Source organism: Levilinea saccharolytica, assembly GCF_001306035.1.
GTDB lineage: Bacteria > Chloroflexota > Anaerolineae > Anaerolineales > Anaerolineaceae > Levilinea > Levilinea saccharolytica.
The window spans coordinates 69,934-85,910 of sequence record NZ_LGCM01000003.1 but is presented as its reverse complement, the minus strand read 5'-3'; the positions used below and the strand labels follow the sequence as shown (position 1 = coordinate 85,910).

General features: G+C 58.7%; 15 protein-coding genes and 1 riboswitch. Of the genes, 7 read left to right on the top strand and 8 right to left on the bottom strand.

The annotated features are described in order from the left end of the window. Window positions 1–11: 11 nt before the first annotated feature. From ADN01_RS01160 to ADN01_RS01130, 7 genes are all read right to left on the bottom strand, one after another. On the bottom strand, window positions 12–782 hold the full coding sequence (locus ADN01_RS01160) for a heme ABC transporter ATP-binding protein (protein WP_062419414.1): 771 nt from the start codon (window positions 780–782) through the stop codon (window positions 12–14). A gap of 16 nt (window positions 783–798) precedes the next feature. Next, a complete protein-coding gene (locus tag ADN01_RS01155) occupies window positions 799–1,827 on the bottom strand; it encodes a FecCD family ABC transporter permease (protein WP_062419415.1) in 1,029 nt (342 codons plus the stop codon). Window position 1,828: 1 nt separating this feature from the next. Further along, the gene (locus ADN01_RS01150; protein WP_075070850.1) at window positions 1,829–2,800 is read right to left on the bottom strand and encodes an ABC transporter substrate-binding protein; all 972 of its coding nucleotides are present in this window, start codon (window positions 2,798–2,800) and stop codon (window positions 1,829–1,831) included. Window positions 2,801–2,982: 182 nt separating this feature from the next. Then, a riboswitch (cobalamin riboswitch) is annotated at window positions 2,983–3,123 on the bottom strand. 70 nt (window positions 3,124–3,193) lie between these two features. Next, window positions 3,194–4,633, bottom strand: coding sequence for an ATP-binding protein (locus ADN01_RS19520; RefSeq protein WP_082142927.1), 1,440 nt, complete (start codon window positions 4,631–4,633; stop codon window positions 3,194–3,196). Next, the gene (locus tag ADN01_RS01140; RefSeq protein WP_062419418.1) at window positions 4,554–5,258 is read right to left on the bottom strand and encodes a DnaD domain-containing protein; all 705 of its coding nucleotides are present in this window, start codon (window positions 5,256–5,258) and stop codon (window positions 4,554–4,556) included. Before ADN01_RS01140 ends, ADN01_RS19520 begins: the two co-directional genes overlap by 80 nt. A 2-nt stretch (window positions 5,259–5,260) precedes the next feature. Then, the gene (gene dnaB / locus ADN01_RS01135) at window positions 5,261–6,628 is read right to left on the bottom strand and encodes a replicative DNA helicase (RefSeq protein ID WP_062419419.1); all 1,368 of its coding nucleotides are present in this window, start codon (window positions 6,626–6,628) and stop codon (window positions 5,261–5,263) included. A gap of 104 nt (window positions 6,629–6,732) precedes the next feature. After that, on the bottom strand, window positions 6,733–7,320 hold the full coding sequence (locus ADN01_RS01130) for a bifunctional nuclease family protein (protein ID WP_062419420.1): 588 nt from the start codon (window positions 7,318–7,320) through the stop codon (window positions 6,733–6,735). A 451-nt stretch (window positions 7,321–7,771) separates the two neighbouring features. Between ADN01_RS01130 and ADN01_RS01125 the strand changes: the two genes are divergently transcribed. The 3 genes from ADN01_RS01125 (at window position 7,772) to ADN01_RS01115 (ending at window position 10,754) form a co-directional block, all read left to right on the top strand. Then, on the top strand, window positions 7,772–8,443 hold the full coding sequence (locus tag ADN01_RS01125) for a response regulator transcription factor (protein WP_160318348.1): 672 nt from the start codon (window positions 7,772–7,774) through the stop codon (window positions 8,441–8,443). 532 nt (window positions 8,444–8,975) lie between these two features. Then, window positions 8,976–10,250 (top strand): serine--tRNA ligase, encoded by a 1,275-nt coding sequence (gene serS / locus ADN01_RS01120; RefSeq protein ID WP_062419426.1) that lies wholly within the window; start codon window positions 8,976–8,978, stop codon window positions 10,248–10,250. A gap of 6 nt (window positions 10,251–10,256) precedes the next feature. Beyond that, on the top strand, window positions 10,257–10,754 hold the full coding sequence (locus ADN01_RS01115) for a DUF456 domain-containing protein (RefSeq protein ID WP_062419427.1): 498 nt from the start codon (window positions 10,257–10,259) through the stop codon (window positions 10,752–10,754). A 96-nt stretch (window positions 10,755–10,850) separates the two neighbouring features. On the opposite strand, the gene ADN01_RS01110 is transcribed toward ADN01_RS01115, so the two are convergent. After that, entirely contained in the window at window positions 10,851–11,870 is a 1,020-nt protein-coding gene (locus ADN01_RS01110; RefSeq protein WP_152973991.1) for a sugar-binding transcriptional regulator, read from the bottom strand. Between the two features lie 66 nt (window positions 11,871–11,936). Here ADN01_RS01110 and ADN01_RS01105 point away from each other — a divergent pair, with 66 nt between their 5' ends. From ADN01_RS01105 to ADN01_RS01090, 4 genes are read left to right on the top strand one after another with little or no spacing between them, the layout of a single operon-like run. Further along, window positions 11,937–12,806 (top strand): transketolase, encoded by an 870-nt coding sequence (locus ADN01_RS01105; protein WP_062419429.1) that lies wholly within the window; start codon window positions 11,937–11,939, stop codon window positions 12,804–12,806. Then, window positions 12,793–13,764, top strand: a complete 972-nt coding sequence (locus ADN01_RS01100; RefSeq protein WP_062419430.1) for a transketolase family protein — start codon at window positions 12,793–12,795, stop codon at window positions 13,762–13,764. Before ADN01_RS01105 ends, ADN01_RS01100 begins: the two co-directional genes overlap by 14 nt. Next, entirely contained in the window at window positions 13,761–15,263 is a 1,503-nt protein-coding gene (locus ADN01_RS01095; protein ID WP_062419431.1) for an FGGY family carbohydrate kinase, read from the top strand. The genes ADN01_RS01100 and ADN01_RS01095 overlap by 4 nt, the downstream gene beginning before the upstream one ends. Window positions 15,264–15,274: 11 nt before the next feature. Beyond that, window positions 15,275–15,976: a DUF2291 family protein gene (locus ADN01_RS01090; RefSeq protein WP_062419432.1), complete on the top strand. Its 702-nt coding sequence runs from the start codon at window positions 15,275–15,277 to the stop codon at window positions 15,974–15,976. The last annotated feature ends 1 nt before the right edge of the window (window position 15,977 follow it).

The following is a 15,977-nucleotide window of genomic DNA, read 5'->3' as shown; positions in this document are numbered from 1 at the left end:
GAATCCCGCGCTCAGCCCGCGGGCAGCACCACCGGCGGCAGCCCGCCCCCCAGCGCCAGCACTTGCAGCGGCACACGGTAGGCGCGAGTCAGCACATCCGCCTGCAGCACCTCGCCGGGGCGGCCCAAAGCGCACAGTTTGCCCTCGGCCAGCAGCGCCACTTTATCCGCGTAGCGGCTGACCAGATTCAAATCGTGTAGGGCCACCAGCACGGCCAGCTTCTCCTGGTGGGCCAGCTCGCGCACCAATTCCAGCAGGCTGAGCTGATACTGCAAATCCAGGTGGGCGGTGGGCTCATCCAAAAGCATCACCGGCGCCGACTGCGCCAGCGCCCGCGCCAGCAAAACGCGCTGCTGTTCGCCGCCCGATAGCTGGTTCACCGGCCGCCCGGCCAGGGCCTGCGTATCCGTGCGTTCCAGCGCCCAACGGGCGATGTCTTCATCTTTCGCGGTCAGCTGCCCCAGCCAATTCAAGTGCGGCGTGCGCCCCAAAAGCACCGTCTCCCACACGGTGAAAGCCGCTGGCAAATTCACCGCCTGGGGCACCACGGCAATGCGCCGCGCCCGTTCCACCTCGGAATACTGGCGCAGATCGCGCCCGTCCAGGCGCACGGCCCCGCCCCTCACCGGCAGCACCCCGCTCAGGGCGCGGATCAGGGTGGATTTGCCCGCCCCGTTGGGGCCGATCACCGCCAACACCTGCCCCGCCGCCAGGTGGAAACCCACCTGCTGAAGCACAGTTTTTTCTCCGTAGGATACGCTCAACCCTTCAACTGTCAGCATGGCCGCCTCCACCCGCTCACCAGGAAAATTGCTGCCGCGAGCGGCGCAGCAGCCACAAAAAGAACGGCGCCCCAGCCATCGCCGTCAAGATCCCCACCGGAATCTCCTGCGGGGCGATCACCGTACGCGCCAGCATGTCCGCCATCAGCAGCAGGCTGGCCCCGTTAATCACCGCCAGCGGGATCACCCGCCGGTAGTCTCCGCCCCACACCAACCGCACCACATGCGGCACAATCAGCCCCACAAAGCCGATGATGCCCGCGAAGGCCACTGCCGCCGCCGTGGTCATGGAGGCCGCCGCGATCACCAGAGCGCGCACGCGTTCCACCCGCAGGCCCAACTGGCGCGCCTGTTCGTCGCCGAACTGCATCACGTTCAGGCTGTGCCCCAAAAGGACCAGAGCGGTCAACCCAACGCCGATATACGGCAGCACCGCCGCCACCGGCTGCCAGCCGCTTTGGGTGGCGCCCCCCATCAGCCATACCAGCGCGCGCCGCACCTCGCCAGTGGAGCGCAGCATCCAAAACGAAGTCAGGGCCGTGGCAAAAGAACTGACCGCCACCCCCGCCAGGATCAGGTTGGAGGCCGGCAGGCTGTTCTGCACCTTGGCCAGGAACAGCACCACCGCCACCGTCACCAAAGCCCCGGCAAAGGCCGCCAGAGGGATCACCATCAACCCCCAAAAGGTGTAGGGCCAGCGCACGCTCATGGCCGCCACCGCCCCCAGCCCGGCCCCCGAAGCCACGCCGATCAAATAGGGGTCGGCCAGCGGGTTGCGGAACAGGCCCTGATAGGCCGCCCCGCTGCCCGCCAGGGCCGCCCCGGTCAGCAAGGCCAGCACAGCCCGCGGCAGGCGCAAAGTGAACAGAATGGTGTCCATCGGCTGCAGGGCGGCCGTCAACGGCTGCCCCCCCAGGCGGGCCTGGAACAGCGCGCCCATCACCGTCGGAGAGATAAAAACGCTGCCCACCGCCACACTCGCCGCCAGCAGTACCGCCAGCAGCGCCAGGCTGAACCCGTAGGGGTGGGCAGCGATCCACTTCATCTTATTTCACCAACTCGGGGTGAAAAATTTTCAGCATGGCTTCCAAACCGTCCACCAGGCGCGGCCCGGGGCGGCTGACCAGGTTGTCGTCAAAGGGCAGCACCTTTTGGGTCTGCACAGCCTTCAACCCATCCCAACCCGGGCGGGCTGCCACCTGCTCCGCCGTCACCCCCCACATGGAGTCGCCCATCAGGATGAAATCGGGGTCGGCCACAATCAAAGCCTCCTGGCTGATCTGCGCCCATTCGGCGTCCAGTTCCGCGCCCACGTTGCGCCCGCCCGCCATGCGGATGATCAAATCCACAAAGGTGCCGGGGCCGCTCGTCCAGGGCTTAGCCGGATTGGTGGAATCCAGTTCGTAAAACACGCTGGGTGTTTCCTTGGCCTGGGCTGCCGCCTCGGTGACAGCCTGCACGCGTGCCTTCAGGCTTTCGTTCAAAGCTGCGGCCTCGATCTCATGTCCGCTCAGCTGCCCCACCAGGGTCAAATTGGCATACAGCCCTTCAAAATCCTTAGGGTTGGACAGGTAATACACGGTCAGCCCCGCGTCTTCCATGGCCTTCACCTGCTCTGGCGTGTTGATTTCAGCGGCCAGCACCAGATCGGGCTTCAGCGCCACCATTTGTTCTACGTTGTAACCGCTGAACCCGCCCACCGAGGGCAAAGCCTGGGCGGCTTCGGGCGTATCCGAGAGATCGTCGCGCGCGATCACTTGCGCGCCGGCCCCCACCGCGAACAGAATTTCGGTGTTCGAAGGGGCCATCGAGATGATGCGCTGGGGGGTGCTTTCCAATGACACACTGCGCCCCAGCCCGTCGGTGAACACCAGCGCGGGCACAGCCGTGGGCGCCAGGGTCGGCACAGCGGTGGGAACAGCCGTCGGCGCGGGGGCGGGAGTGGCGGCGGGAGCGCACGCCGTCAAAAGCAGGGCGAAGATCGTCAGCCCCAGGAACATTTTCCAAGTTGATTTCATGTTAACTGCCTCTCTTGTTGGTTTCGGTTGATAATTGTTTCCGGCGATGTCAAAACAGAGTCAAAGGTATTGTTGCCGCGCCCGGAAAGCCTCTGCCAACAAAAACCCCCTACCGCAAGCGATAGGGGGTGATTTTCGGGCCAATCCAGCATCCACGGTTCTCACCTCCTTTGTGCGAGGTTGTGAAGAACGCGCCACAAGCGGTCGACCTGGCTGACCAGCCCCAAGGCTGGATCACAGTTGCGCAACAGCACCGGATTCACACCGGTTTCGCCATCCATCTGCCCCGCGCGGGGCAGAATACCTGTGGGCGAATATTCAGTTATACAGCATTGTACGCCGGCCGCAGTCCCCCGTCAATGGGCCGAAACGCACCCTTCCCCGCGCGCAAGCTCACCCCGTCTTGCGGCGGGCGGCCGTCTTGCGCGCCGGGCTGCTGCCCCCGTTGGGGGCCGCCCGGTAGGATGGCACATTCAAGACATAAATCTCACAAATGCGCCGGTCCAACATGCGGCTGCGCACCCGCGGGTCAATTTCGTCCAGCGGGGACGAGGTGGTGATCACCGTGGGCAGCTCGGCGTTGTAGCGGTAGTTGATCAGTTGATAGAGTTTCTCGCGCGCCCAGGGCGTGGCGCTCTGCGTGCCCAAATCGTCCAGGATCAGCAGCGAGGCCGTGCGCACATGGTCAAACAAACGGTCGTACGAAACCGAGCTGGTGGGGCTGAAGGTGGCGCGCAGGTGATCCAGCAGGTCGGGCACCACCACGAACATAGGCTCTTCCCCCAGGCCGAAGCGGTAGTTGCCGATGGAGGCCGCCAGGTGGGTTTTGCCGGTGGCGTAGGTGCCCATCAGCACCAACCATCCGCGCGGCGCTTCGGCATACACCTGGGCGGCGCGGAAGGCCTTTTCCAGGCTCTTCTGCTCCTCGCCGGGCAGCCGTTCGCTCTCGCGCATGCTGAAGCTGCCGAAAGTGCGGCTGGAATGCAGATGCAGGGTCGAAAGCTGCGGTTGGCTGCTGGTTTCGCGCACCGGTGAACGGAAATCGGGGGCCTGAATCTCCACCTTGGTCACCAGATCGGGGTCTTCCAGCCGCGAGCGGATGCGCCCGTCCATCTCCTCCAGGCGTAGATTGCTGGTCATCACCAACGGCAGGCGGTTCACATAGCGGTGGTTGATGATCTGAAACAGTTTTTCCTGCGCCCAGGGCGTGGCGTTTTGGGTGCCCAAATCGTCCAGCACCAGCAGGCGGATATTGCGAATCTCGTCAAAGCGCTCCTCAAAGCCCGATTCACGGTCGCCGTAGGAGAAGCGCAGCCAATCCAACAGATCGGGCACGGTCAGGAACAGGGTGGGAACCCCCAGCCGCACCACAAAATTGGCCACCGCCGCCGCCAGGTGGGTCTTGCCGCAGCCGTAGCCCCCCAACAGCAGCAGCCAGCCCTTCAGCGTCTGCGCGTACTGCTGCGAGAGTGTCAGGGCCATGTTCAGCGAGCGCACCTGATGTTCCCCCAGCCCCAACCGTCCCTGGGGGTTAAAGGCCTCAAAGGTCTGTTCTTTGAATGCGTCCAGATTGCTCAGGCGGAACAGGCGGTTTTGGCTGGCCTCCGCCACGGCCTGCTGACGGCAAACGCACACCTGCAGCCGCCCAAAATCGGGATCGGTGATCGGCAGCTCGCGCCGCACAAACCCCACCCCACCGCAGATGGGGCAGTTGGGGTCCCCTGGGAAGGGCGAAGAGGCCGCCGCGGGCGGATTAATGTTCGATGAAGTCGGAGTATTCGCCTTCGATGAATCGGCGGCGATCTTTTTCAGGGTCTCGTCGATCTTTTTCATCGCGTCCTTTCTCCTGCCAGGAGCGTAAAATCGCTTCCACATAGCGCAGGCTGCGCTTGTTGGCCTGCACGGCGATGCGCATGCCTTCCTCAATCCAGCCCTGCGGATAAAGCTGCTCCATGTCGCGCAGCGTGTCGGCCACCAGGGGGGTCAGCGGGCCAAACTCATCTTCATACCGCTTAAAGATGTTGGGGCGTTCCACCACCACCCCGGCGGTCTCATGCTGGCCCAGGTCGGGCTGCCAGGCGCCGGTTTGCAGCGCGCGCAAGGCCCCCCGTCCGCGGGGCGTGTTCAAGAAGTACAGCACCTCACCCGCCGGTTCCGTCAGCGGCGCCGCCAGCAGCGTGCCGCGCGCCACCGCCAGGGGCAGGCCTTCGTCCAGGATCTGTTCGGCGGCCTGGGGCGTTTCGGCCAGGGGCGCGCCGCTGCCCGGCTGCAAAAAATCTTCGCGCAGCAGGTAGCGCATTTTCTCCTGCTGCTGGTTCAGCAGCCAGAGGGCCGCCAGGGTCACTTTCAGTTCCGCCAGCGAATCGATGCTGGCCAGCAGCTCGCGGAAGAAATCCGCGGGCATCGGTGTGAGCTGGGCCTTCGTGCCCGAAAAACCCAAAAAAGGCTTAACCGCCATGCTCAGCGCGTCCCAGCGGTGGAGGCGTTCTCAAAGCGGGCCACGTTGTTCAGGAAGACCATCTCAATGCCCGAATGGGTGGGGCCGTTGCGGTGCTTGGCCACAATCAGCTCGGCCAGGTTGGAGCGCGGGTTGTCTTTTTCCAGCGCGTCAGGCCGGTGGATGAACATCACAATATCGGCGTCCTGCTCCAATGAGCCGGATTCGCGCAGGTCCGAAAGCACCGGGCGCTTATCCTGGCGCTGTTCCACCGCGCGCGAAAGCTGCGCCGCCGCCAGCACGGGCACTTCCAATTCGCGCGCCAGCACCTTCAGGTTGCGGGAGATGAAAGAAACTTCCTGCACGCGGTTATCGGTGGGCTTGTCGCTGCTCATCAGCTGCAAATAGTCCACAATCACCAGATCCAGGTGATATTCCAGATGCAGGCGGCGGCACTTGGTGCGCAGCTGCAAAGGGGTGATGGCCGGGGTGTCGTCCAAAAAGAGATGCGTATCTGAAAGCACGTCAATGGCGTGGGTGAACAGCGGCCATTCGTCCGGGTTCAGCTTGCCGGTGCGCAGACGCTGGGTGTCAATGCCCGTCTCCTGGGCGATGAGACGCTGCACCAATTGTTCATTGGACATTTCCAGCGAGAACATGGCCACGTGTTTCTTGTGCTTCTGGGCGGCGTTCTTGGCCACCGACAGCATGAAGCCGGTCTTACCCATGCCAGGGCGTCCGGCGATGATCAGCAAATCGCTCTTTTGCAGCCCGCCCAACAGTTTATCCAGATCAATCAGGCCGGTGGGCACGCCGTATAGTTCATCCCCGCGCTTGGAGAGATCTTCCACGCGGTCAAAGACCTCACTCAGCACCTGCTGAATGGGCTGCACATCGCGCTTGATGCGCCGCTCGCTGATGCCGAAGATGGTCTTTTCGGCCTCGCCCAGGATGGTATCCACGCTGCTGGCCTGATCGTGAGCCAGGCGCGCCAAATCGTTGGCCGCCACCAGCATACGGCGGCGCACCGAATTGCCCTCCACAATGCGCCCGTAGGCCTCAGCGTGCAAAGAGGTGGGCGTCTGGTTGATGAGCGACATGATGTACGCCGCCCCGCCCACATCGGACAGGCGGCTCTGCTGTTCCAGGTCTTCGCAGACGGTCAAAAAGTCAATCGGCGCGCGGCTCTCATGCAGACGGTTAAACGCCTCCCAGATCCAGCGGTTGCGCACAATGTAAAAATCTTCGGGCTTCAGGAACTGGGCGACGTCATAGAAGGCCTCGGGGTTAATTAAAACAGCCCCCAAGACCGCTTCTTCCGCTTCGCGGCTGTGCGGCTCGGCCTGAATATTGGCCAGTTCCACAGACTCCATCGGAGGTAATTCGTCCATGCCCGTCCCTGGGGTAAAAACTCGGCGCGCTTGGGTTCAGATCACAGCGCGCCGGCAGTTGCAGACAGTCGGGGCTGGTCTAACCGCCCCGGCGAGGATTCACATTAAGGTTCTGGATCTACGTCTGGTTTGGGCGCGTCCGGCGTATCTTCATCCCCAGCGCTGAGGTCGTCCAATTCCAGATTGGAGAGGAAATCTTCAAAGACCGAAAGGCGCTGTTCGCTGGGCTCTTCGCTGGCGGTTTCGGGTTCCTGAGAATCCAGCACCGGCTCGGTGATGTCGCGCTCCGGCAAGATTCCGGCGCTTTCCATCACATCCCGCGAGACCAAAATGGGCACATGCGCGCGCACGGCCAGGGCCATCGCATCCGAGGGGCGGGTGTCAATGTTGACTACCTCACCGCCGGCTTCCACCACCAGATTGCCGTAATACACGTCATCACGCAGCGAAATCACTTCCACGCGCAGCAGGCGCGCGTTGAGGGCGTTGAAAACGTTCTTGATCAGATCATGCGTCTGCGGGCGGGCTACCTCAATCTCCTGCAAGGCGATCGTGATGGCCTCCGCCTCATACGGCCCAATCCAGATGGGCAAGTAGCGCTCAGCGTTCAATTCCCGCAGCACCACAATACGCTGCTGGTTGGTCAGGCTGACCCGCACGCTGTCTATCACAACCTCTACCATTCTGGACATAACCGCCACCTCTTTCTTGGCTTCAAAATTGATTGGCCTGGCCTTATTCTAACACGCCCAAGAGGGCAATGCAATTTAAAACCGTCCAAAAATCTCTGTATTTCTTTAAGATTTCGTGTATAATAAGCGAACCTTGACCTCTTGTTTGTTCTTAAACCCCTACCCACATCGTTGCGACCATGCAGGGGGAAATGTTGGGGGGCAAACAGAGTACCCAAGCGGTAGAAACAACGTCGCGTCAATCTTGTTGTATATGGGTAGTGGCAAGCAGGATCATCAGCATAAACCAGGCTATTCCACGTTGCCTGGGTCTTTTTTCGCCCATTTTATTTCGCGCGCCTGCGCGCGTCTGTAGGCTTTGAAAGGATTGCATCGGAACGTCATGGTGACCAGGGGCAGAATTTTACTGATCGAAGGCAAGCGCTCGGACCATCCCTCCTTCTACACAGGGTTGTCCCGTAAGGGATTCCATGTGGAGCGGGCGTCCACCGGCAGCGACGCGCTGATCGCCTTGTCTTCCAGTAACCCGCAGCTCATCCTGTTGGATGCCGCCTCCCTGCGCAGCAGCGGACGGCGCATTTGCCAATCCCTCATCAAACAGGCCCCCGGCATTCCGATTGTGATCATCTTTGGCCCCGATACCCCTCCGGACGAAAAAACCGGCGCAAACGTCACCCTGCAGCTGCCCTTCACCCTGCAAAAACTGCTCAACCGCATCCGCGGCCTGATGCCCGTGGAAGAAAAAGACGCCATACAGGTGGGCGAGATGCAGTTGGATGTGGAACACCGCTGGGTGCGCGTGGGCTCCCGTCAGGTGCGGCTGACCCCGCGCCTAGTGGTGCTGCTGAAAATTCTCATGGACCGCGCCGGTGAGGTCATCGAGCGCAAAGAGCTGTTCAGTCAGGTGTGGGACACCGATTACACCGACGACACCCGCACCCTGGATGTGCACATCAGCTGGCTGCGCCAGGCGTTGGAAGAAGACCCGCGCAACCCGGAATACATCAAGACCGTGCGCGGGGTGGGTTACCGGCTGGATCTGAAAACCCACGCCGTGCTCCTGCCCGCCTCGAACCGCAGCGCCGCGGGCAGCAACGACACCCGCCCCACCCCCACCCTGTAATCCCCACCCACCCTCTCAGGCTGTTTCCTGCCGCCCGCTTGCATCAAGCCAGTTTTTGAAGGGTTATTTTTAATAGAGGTTTGGGTGAGTTTGTGGGGCGAAGCCCCACAAACTCACCCAAAAACCATACTCATTGTGGCAAAGAATACTCAGGATGCGATTGCCCTGGCTGTTTCCTGCCGCCCGCTTGACATCCCCGCCGGGTTGGGTATAATTTTCCTCATCAACTGTAAGACTTGCCCGGGACTGTGCGGCGAGGCCCTTTCAGAGAGCTGGCGGACGGTGTGAGCCAGCAGGCCCCCTTCCTGCGTTCCCCCCCGGCGCCCCCCTACACAGGGGGCTGGTCTTCCTTGCAGGGGCCGGCATTTTTGACCGGCCGTAAAAGGAACGGCGGCTCCGTTATCGCCAAATGAGGCTGCAACCGGCTTTGGCTCCGGCTTGCGGCAAAAGCAGGTGGCACCACGAGCTGGCCCCCCTCGTCCTGCAAACGGATAGGGGGGTTGTTGTTTCAGCCATCGAAAGGAGTTGTGCCATGTTAGACCTTGCCCTGATCCGTGAACAGCCGGATCTCCTGCGCCAGGCGCTGAAAGACCGCCAGATGGACCCCTCCGTTGTGGATGAGATCCAGGCTCTGGACGAAAAACGCCGCGCCTTGCTCAACGAAGTGGAACAGCTGAAGGCCCAGCGCAACAACGTCTCCCGCGAAATCTCGCGTATGAAAGACCCCGCCGAGCGCCAGGCCAAGATTGACGAAATGCGCGTGGTGGGCGACCGCATCACCGCCCTGGATGAGCAGGTGCGCCTGGTGGATAACGACCTGCGCAACCTGGTGGCCAGCATCCCCAACTACCCCGACCCGGCCACCCCCTACGGCACTGGCGAGCACGAAAACGTGGTGATGCGCCAGGAAGGTGAAATTCCCACCTTTGATTTTCAGCCCCAGCCGCATTGGGATCTGGGCCCGCGCCTGGGCATCCTCAACTTTGACCAGGGTGTCAAAATCACCGGCTCGCGCTTCTATGTCCTTTCGGGGGCAGGAGCGCGGCTGCAGCGCGCCCTCATCGCCTGGATGCTCGACCTGCACGCCCGCCAGGGCTACACCGAAAAATATACCCCCTTCATGGTGCGCGGCGAAACCCTGTTTGCCTCGGGCCAGCTGCCCAAATTTGTGGATAACCTCTACAAAGACCATGAAGAGGATCTGTGGATGGTGCCCACCGCTGAAGTGGCCCTCAACGGGCTGCACATGGGCGACATTTTAGAAGAAGCCGTGCTGCCGCTGCGCTACACCGCCTACACCCCCTGCTTCCGCCGCGAAAAAATGAGCGCCGGGCGCGATGTGCGCGGCATTAAGCGCGGCCACCAGTTTGACAAGGTGGAGATGTTCATCTTCTGCAAGCCGGAAGATTCCTACCGCGAGCTGGAAAAAATGCTAGCGGATGCCGAAGACACCTGCCGCGGGCTGGGACTCACCTACCGCGTGGTGCAGCTGTGCACCGGCGATCTGGGCTTTGGCGCGCGCATCACCTACGATCTGGAAGTGTGGGCCCCCGGCTGCGGCGAATGGCTGGAGGTTTCCTCGGTGTCGCTGGTGGGTGACTTTCAACCGCGCCGCGCCAACATCAAATTCCGCCCCAGCGAAGGCGGCAAGACCCAACTGGTACACACCCTCAACGGCTCCGGTTTGGGCATGCCCCGCACGCTGATCGCCGTTCTGGAAAACTACCAACAGGCCGACGGCTCCATCCGCGTTCCAGACGTTTTGAAGCCCTGGATGGGCGGCCTGGATGTGATCCTTCCGGACTAAAACCCTATGGCTCCGCTGACCCAAACCGCCCTCACCGTTGTCACCCTGGCCGTCATGCTGCTGGGTCTGGCCGGGTTAATCCTGGTCATCTTCCCCGGCCTGAACATCATCTGGCTGGCCGCCCTGGTCTACGGCCTGATCACCGGTTTTGATTGGGTCAGCGGAGTCTTATTTGCCTTTATCACCCTCATCATGCTGGTGGGCAACCTGGCCGATAACGTGCTGATGAGCACCGAGGCGCGCCAGACCGGCGCCAGCTGGCTGTCCATCGGCGTGGCCCTGGTGGCGGGGCTGTTGGGCAGCCTCTTTTTCCCGCCCTTCGGCGGGCTGATCGCCGCGCTGGTAGGGCTGTTCATCATTGAATACATCCGCATCCGCAGCTGGCGCCAGGCCGCCAACTCGATGCGCGGCATGGCTTTGGGCTGCGGTTGGGTGGTGGGCGTGCGCATTTTCTTCGGCCTGGTGATGATCTTCATCTGGGGCATGTGGGCCTTTATCCTGTAGGCGCTGAGGCGGCCGTGCCCATGCTGACCGCCAGCCGCAGCTTTCTTTACGGCTGGCGGTGGTATTAACCCATGAATGTTGTTGACCGCAGCAGGTTTATTCCTTTGCCAGCCGTTCAGCAGTGAAGTGATCGGTTACCAGGATATTAATCCAATGACCGCGTAACGCCCCCAAGATTCCAGCATATTTCCTTAAACCGCCTGCAACGCCAACAGCCCGGTTCACTTTACTTAATTGATCCAGGTTCATAGAAATCACCCTTCTTTCCAAGCCTGTCTCAACGGGTTCGCCGTGAATATTAAAGAAACGCACCAGAATATCCCCCACCGCATTTTTTTCACGCAGGTGATTAAGCTCCTGAGGTGAGAAAATATTGCCGCTTTGCGCCAATAAGGGCGACGGATCCAGAGCCCCAATACCGACCAGTGCTGTGGTTACCTGGTCAAACAAGCGCACAGCCTGTTGGGTCACCTCATCAGCCATAAGGACATCTCGGGCAGCTTCCGTAGCCAGGATCCCCGCAACAGGCAGATATACAGCATCCCCGTTAACCAGCTGCGCCATGCGGGATGTTAGTCGGGAAGCGTGCGCTGCCACAGCAGGATTGCCAACCCCGCCCAAAATTTGGACTACCTTTACACCCGGTTTTTTGGGTAGCGGGTGCAGTGCGTCCACCAAGGCTAACAAGGTTGCGCTCCAGGATGATATTCCAATAATTTCATTGGGCCGAATCGCTGATTCAAGATAAAAGGCGGCAGCTGTTCCCAGGTCGCGTTGGATCAGCTTTTCATCGTCATCCAGGCTGTCCACAACGATTGCATCTCGCAGGCCATATTTTTTTACCAGGGTCTCTTCCAATTCGGTGTACACCCCATCCGGCAGGTTTACGGAAATTCGAATAATGCCTTCCTCTTTTGACCGGTTTAATAAACGGGATACGGTTGCCTGCGAAAGGTCTAGCTGGTTGGCAATTTCTGATTGCCGCATATCCCATTCATAATACATCCGTGCGACGCGGGCGATCAGGCGTAGTTCATCAATATGAGGCATGGAAATTTTCCTTATGAATACACAGAAAAGAATGAATAAATATTCATGACATGTTGAAATATTCAATCATTTTATGTATTATAACCCTGTTGATTATAATCGCAACTGTGAATTTTTATTCAGGCAAATGACATGATCACCACTACTCATTCCACCAGTTATTTCCGAGAACTTCAGGCAAAATCCCTTTTGTACCGCATGACGCTGTTAAAGTTGATTCATGCTGCGAAAGCGGGACATACCGGGGGAAGCCTTTCCTGTGTAGACCTCTTAAACGTCCTTTACAATCACGTTATGGATATTACCCCTGAGAATTTCTCACAGAGGAACCGCGACCACTACGTTCACAGTAAAGGGCATGCCGTAGAAGCTTTATACGCTGTGCTGGCAGATAAAGGCTTCTTTCCCTGGAGTGACCTGGAAACAGTTGGAAAATACGGTTCCCATTTTGCAGGACACCCCACGCGAGATATTCCAGGCATTGAACAAAACACAGGGGCTCTAGGTCATGGGTTGGCCTTAACAGTCGGCATGGCTTTGGCGGCCAAAAAAGACGGCCTCGATCACCGCATGTTCACGATCATGGGGGACGGAGAACTGGCTGAAGGTTCTGTTTGGGAGGCCTCGATCAGCGCTGCGCATTACAAGTTGGATAATCTTGTCGCCATCATTGACCGAAACACACTGCAAATTAGCGGCCGAACAGAAGATGTGATGGCCTTGGAACCGCTAGAAGATAAATTCAAAGCATTTGGATATGCCGTCCGTCATGTGGATGGCAACGACATTGCCGCGCTGGTAGATCTGTTTGATCAACTGCCCTTCGAACCAGGCAAACCAAACCTGGTGCTGGCCCATACAACCAAGGGCAAAGGGGTTAGTTTCATCGAAGATAAGGCTCCCTGGCACCATAAGGTGCCCTCTGAAACAGAATATGAGATTGCCTTACGAGAATTAGGGTTGGCCGAAAAAGATTTGGAGGCGGTAGATGGACTCGAATAGTACCCCCATGGGGTTGGCCAATCTGGATATTTTTGCCAGCACCTTGATGGAGCTGGCCGCCAACGACCGTGATATTTTGGTGACCACCAGCGACTCGCGCGGTTCGGGTAAATTGGTACCTTTTGCAGACAAGTTCCCCGATCAACTGGTCGAAATCGGCATTGCAGAGCAGAACCTGGTGGGCATCTCAGCGGGTCTGGCTTCGATGGGCAAAAAGGTCTTTGCGGTTTCACCCGCTTGTTTTCTCACAGCTCGCGCCCTGGAACAGATCAAAAATGATGTGGCTTACTCGGATCACCCTGTCAAGGTGATTGGCATCAGCGCAGGGGTCAGTTACGGCTCGTTGGGGACGACCCATCATTCACTGCACGATTTTGCCGTGCTGCAGGCGATCAACAACATTGATATTATTGCTCCCGCCGACAACGTCGAAACCGCGCTGGCAGTGCGCGCGGCCGTTCATCACCCGCGCCCGGTTTATATTCGCTTTGGCAAGAAGGCCATGCCCATTCTGCATGACCCCCAGGTCCATTTTGAAATCGGCAAAGCTATTCAAATGACCCCCGTGCAGGATGAGTATGACATTGCCTTGCTCGCCATCGGCGAAGCCGTTGCCCCGGCGTATTTTGCCAGCCAGGTTCTGGCGGAACAGGGGTTGACAAGTTGTGTTCTGAGTGTACACAGTTTACGTCCTTTTGATGAGGCAGCTGTGGAACATGCGGTGACCCATTCCAAAGCTACCATCACCGTGGAAGAGCACAGCGTGAACGGTGGTTTAGGAAGCCGGGTAGCCGCCTTTTTGATGCAGGCGGGCATTTTCCACCCGATCCATATCGTGGGTATCCCCGATGAACATACTGTCATTGGCAGTCAGGGTGAAATATTTAACCACTACGGCATTTCCGCGCAGGGCCTGGCGAAGACAGCCCTGCAGCTTCTTCATAAGGAAGCAGTATGAACCAGCACTCCGGCTTATTTCTGGCAATTGATCAGAGCACAGCCTCCACAAAGGCGCTGCTCTTCTCTGCGAACGGCTCCCTGTTGGATCAAGAAATGCTCCCGCACCACCAAATTTATCCACGCCCAGGGTGGGTGGAACACGACGCCGAAGAAATTTTCCAAAACACACTGCGGGCAGCCTCCACATTGATTGGCCGCCATGCCGATCAACAGAATCACTTATTAGCGCTCAGTCTCACCAACCAGCGCGAAACCTTTGTAGTATTCGATCGTCAAACCGGGAAACCCCTGTGCAACGCCATCGTCTGGCAATGTCGGCGCGGAGATGAGGTGTGCCAGCGATTAATCAAAGCCGGTCAAGAGCCGCTTGTGCATGAACGGACGGGGTTAAAAATCGATACATACTTCCCAGCCAGCAAGCTGCGTTGGCTCTTAGACGCCCGTCCCGACTTGCAGGCCCGTTTGAAGGACAGCTCAGCCCTGTTTGGAACCATTGATACCTACCTGCTTTACCGTCTGACCAACGGTCAGGTTTACGCAACCGATCATACCAACGCATCGCGTACCCTGTTCTACGATATTGGAACGCTGGCCTGGAGTGAGGAGCTTTGCGGGGCGTTTGGAATTGAATTTGGCAGTCTGCCTGAGATTCGAGAAAGCTCCGATTGGTTTGGCGATACGGATCTGTCCGGCAGCTTGGGCCGCCGCATTCCCATTTATGGTGTCATGGGAGACTCGCAAGCCGCGCTGTTCGCCCAACGCTGTTTCTCACCGGGCAGCGCGAAAGTGACCTTTGGCACCGGCTCGTCTATTCTATTGAATATTGGTCACGAGCAGCGCCTTTCGGCGCACAGCACCCTGACGGCCCTGGGATGGGTTTGGCAGGGAAAACCAACCTACGCCTTTGAGGGGATTATCAACTTCACTGGCGCCACCATCACCTGGCTGCGTGATCAATTGCAGCTGATTGCTGACCCTGCCGAAACAGAAGCGCTGGCACAATCGGTATCCGATAGTGGCGGCGTTTATTTTATCCCAGCTTTCGTTGGTCTCAGCGCCCCCTATTGGCGCTCAGACGCTCGCGCGGCCATCCTGGGGATGACCCCTTCTACCACACGCGCTCATGTCGTGCGCGCCGCACTTGAATCGATCGGCTATATCGTTACCGATGTATTGAAGGCAATGGGCGATGACGCTGACCTCCAGCTTGGAGTGATTCACGCCGACGGCGGAGCGGTGCGCAACGCTTTCTTAATGCAATTTGTCGCCGACATGAATCAATTGAAAGTTAGGGCTTCTCAGACCCCAGAGCTTTCCGCACTCGGCGCAGTATTTAGCGGTTGTCTGGGGTTAAAAATCTACACCGCCCTGGAAGATTTGCAGAAACTTCCAGTTGGCTTTGTGGAATATTCGGCCTCCATGGACCCGGCCCGTGCAAACAACTTGTTTTCAGGGTGGCAATCCGCCGTCCAACAAGTTCTAAATACACCCAAATAAAGGATGAAGGCATGACACAAAAAATTGTCAAAATCATAATTGCCTTGGCAGCACTCATCTGCCTGGTGTTGGTGGGGCGCTTTGGGTTCACGGTGGTCAAAATCGCGGATGAGGAAAAAGCGGTCCAAAGCGAAGCCTTTGACCCGGTATCCTATGTGGACGGCATTTGGGCTTCCCAGATCCTGCCCGCTTTTGATGAAAAGGCCGTGGAGCTTTCCAATATACTCTCCGAGATCGAGGTAAATGAACAAGGAACTGCACCCAAAGATGATTTAGTCAAGATCGCCGAACATTACGGCCTGATCACCGTCGGCGAGGCCCATGTTTATATGGTGAAAGGCAGCGGCACGATTGTAAATGTCAACACCGAAACCAGCCTGGGAACAGTGGAAGTGAAATTGGACGGCTACGACGGCCCCATCAAGGTTCTGCTCTATGTGGGCACACGCATCCCCAGCGATGAAACCTCCATTCGAGACTCTGTCGGCTTCATCAGCTTTGGCGACTTCAAAGAACAAACGGAGTACGGCAAAGTGGGATCAGAGATCAACAAACGCGTCCTCACGGATGTGCTCGGCGGCCTGGATAAGAACAGCATGATGGGCAAAACCATCTCCTTTAAGGGCGCATTCAACATCCGTACATTCAATCTGATTCAAATTGACCTGAAAAACATTCGCATCGTGCCGGTTCAAATCGAGTTAGGAGAATAAG

Coding starts and splice junctions, on each gene's coding strand:
- ADN01_RS01160 (WP_062419414.1), bottom strand. CDS start 782: ATGCTGACAGTTGAAGGGTTGAGCGTATCCTACGGAGAAAAAACTGTG.
- ADN01_RS01155 (WP_062419415.1), bottom strand. CDS start 1,827: ATGAAGTGGATCGCTGCCCACCCCTACGGGTTCAGCCTGGCGCTGCTG.
- ADN01_RS01150 (WP_075070850.1), bottom strand. CDS start 2,800: ATGAAATCAACTTGGAAAATGTTCCTGGGGCTGACGATCTTCGCCCTG.
- ADN01_RS19520 (WP_082142927.1), bottom strand. CDS start 4,633: ATGAAAAAGATCGACGAGACCCTGAAAAAGATCGCCGCCGATTCATCG.
- ADN01_RS01140 (WP_062419418.1), bottom strand. CDS start 5,258: ATGGCGGTTAAGCCTTTTTTGGGTTTTTCGGGCACGAAGGCCCAGCTC.
- dnaB (WP_062419419.1), bottom strand. CDS start 6,628: ATGGACGAATTACCTCCGATGGAGTCTGTGGAACTGGCCAATATTCAG.
- ADN01_RS01130 (WP_062419420.1), bottom strand. CDS start 7,320: ATGTCCAGAATGGTAGAGGTTGTGATAGACAGCGTGCGGGTCAGCCTG.
- serS (WP_062419426.1), top strand. CDS start 8,976: ATGTTAGACCTTGCCCTGATCCGTGAACAGCCGGATCTCCTGCGCCAG.
- ADN01_RS01115 (WP_062419427.1), top strand. CDS start 10,257: ATGGCTCCGCTGACCCAAACCGCCCTCACCGTTGTCACCCTGGCCGTC.
- ADN01_RS01105 (WP_062419429.1), top strand. CDS start 11,937: ATGATCACCACTACTCATTCCACCAGTTATTTCCGAGAACTTCAGGCA.
- ADN01_RS01100 (WP_062419430.1), top strand. CDS start 12,793: ATGGACTCGAATAGTACCCCCATGGGGTTGGCCAATCTGGATATTTTT.
- ADN01_RS01095 (WP_062419431.1), top strand. CDS start 13,761: ATGAACCAGCACTCCGGCTTATTTCTGGCAATTGATCAGAGCACAGCC.
- ADN01_RS01090 (WP_062419432.1), top strand. CDS start 15,275: ATGACACAAAAAATTGTCAAAATCATAATTGCCTTGGCAGCACTCATC.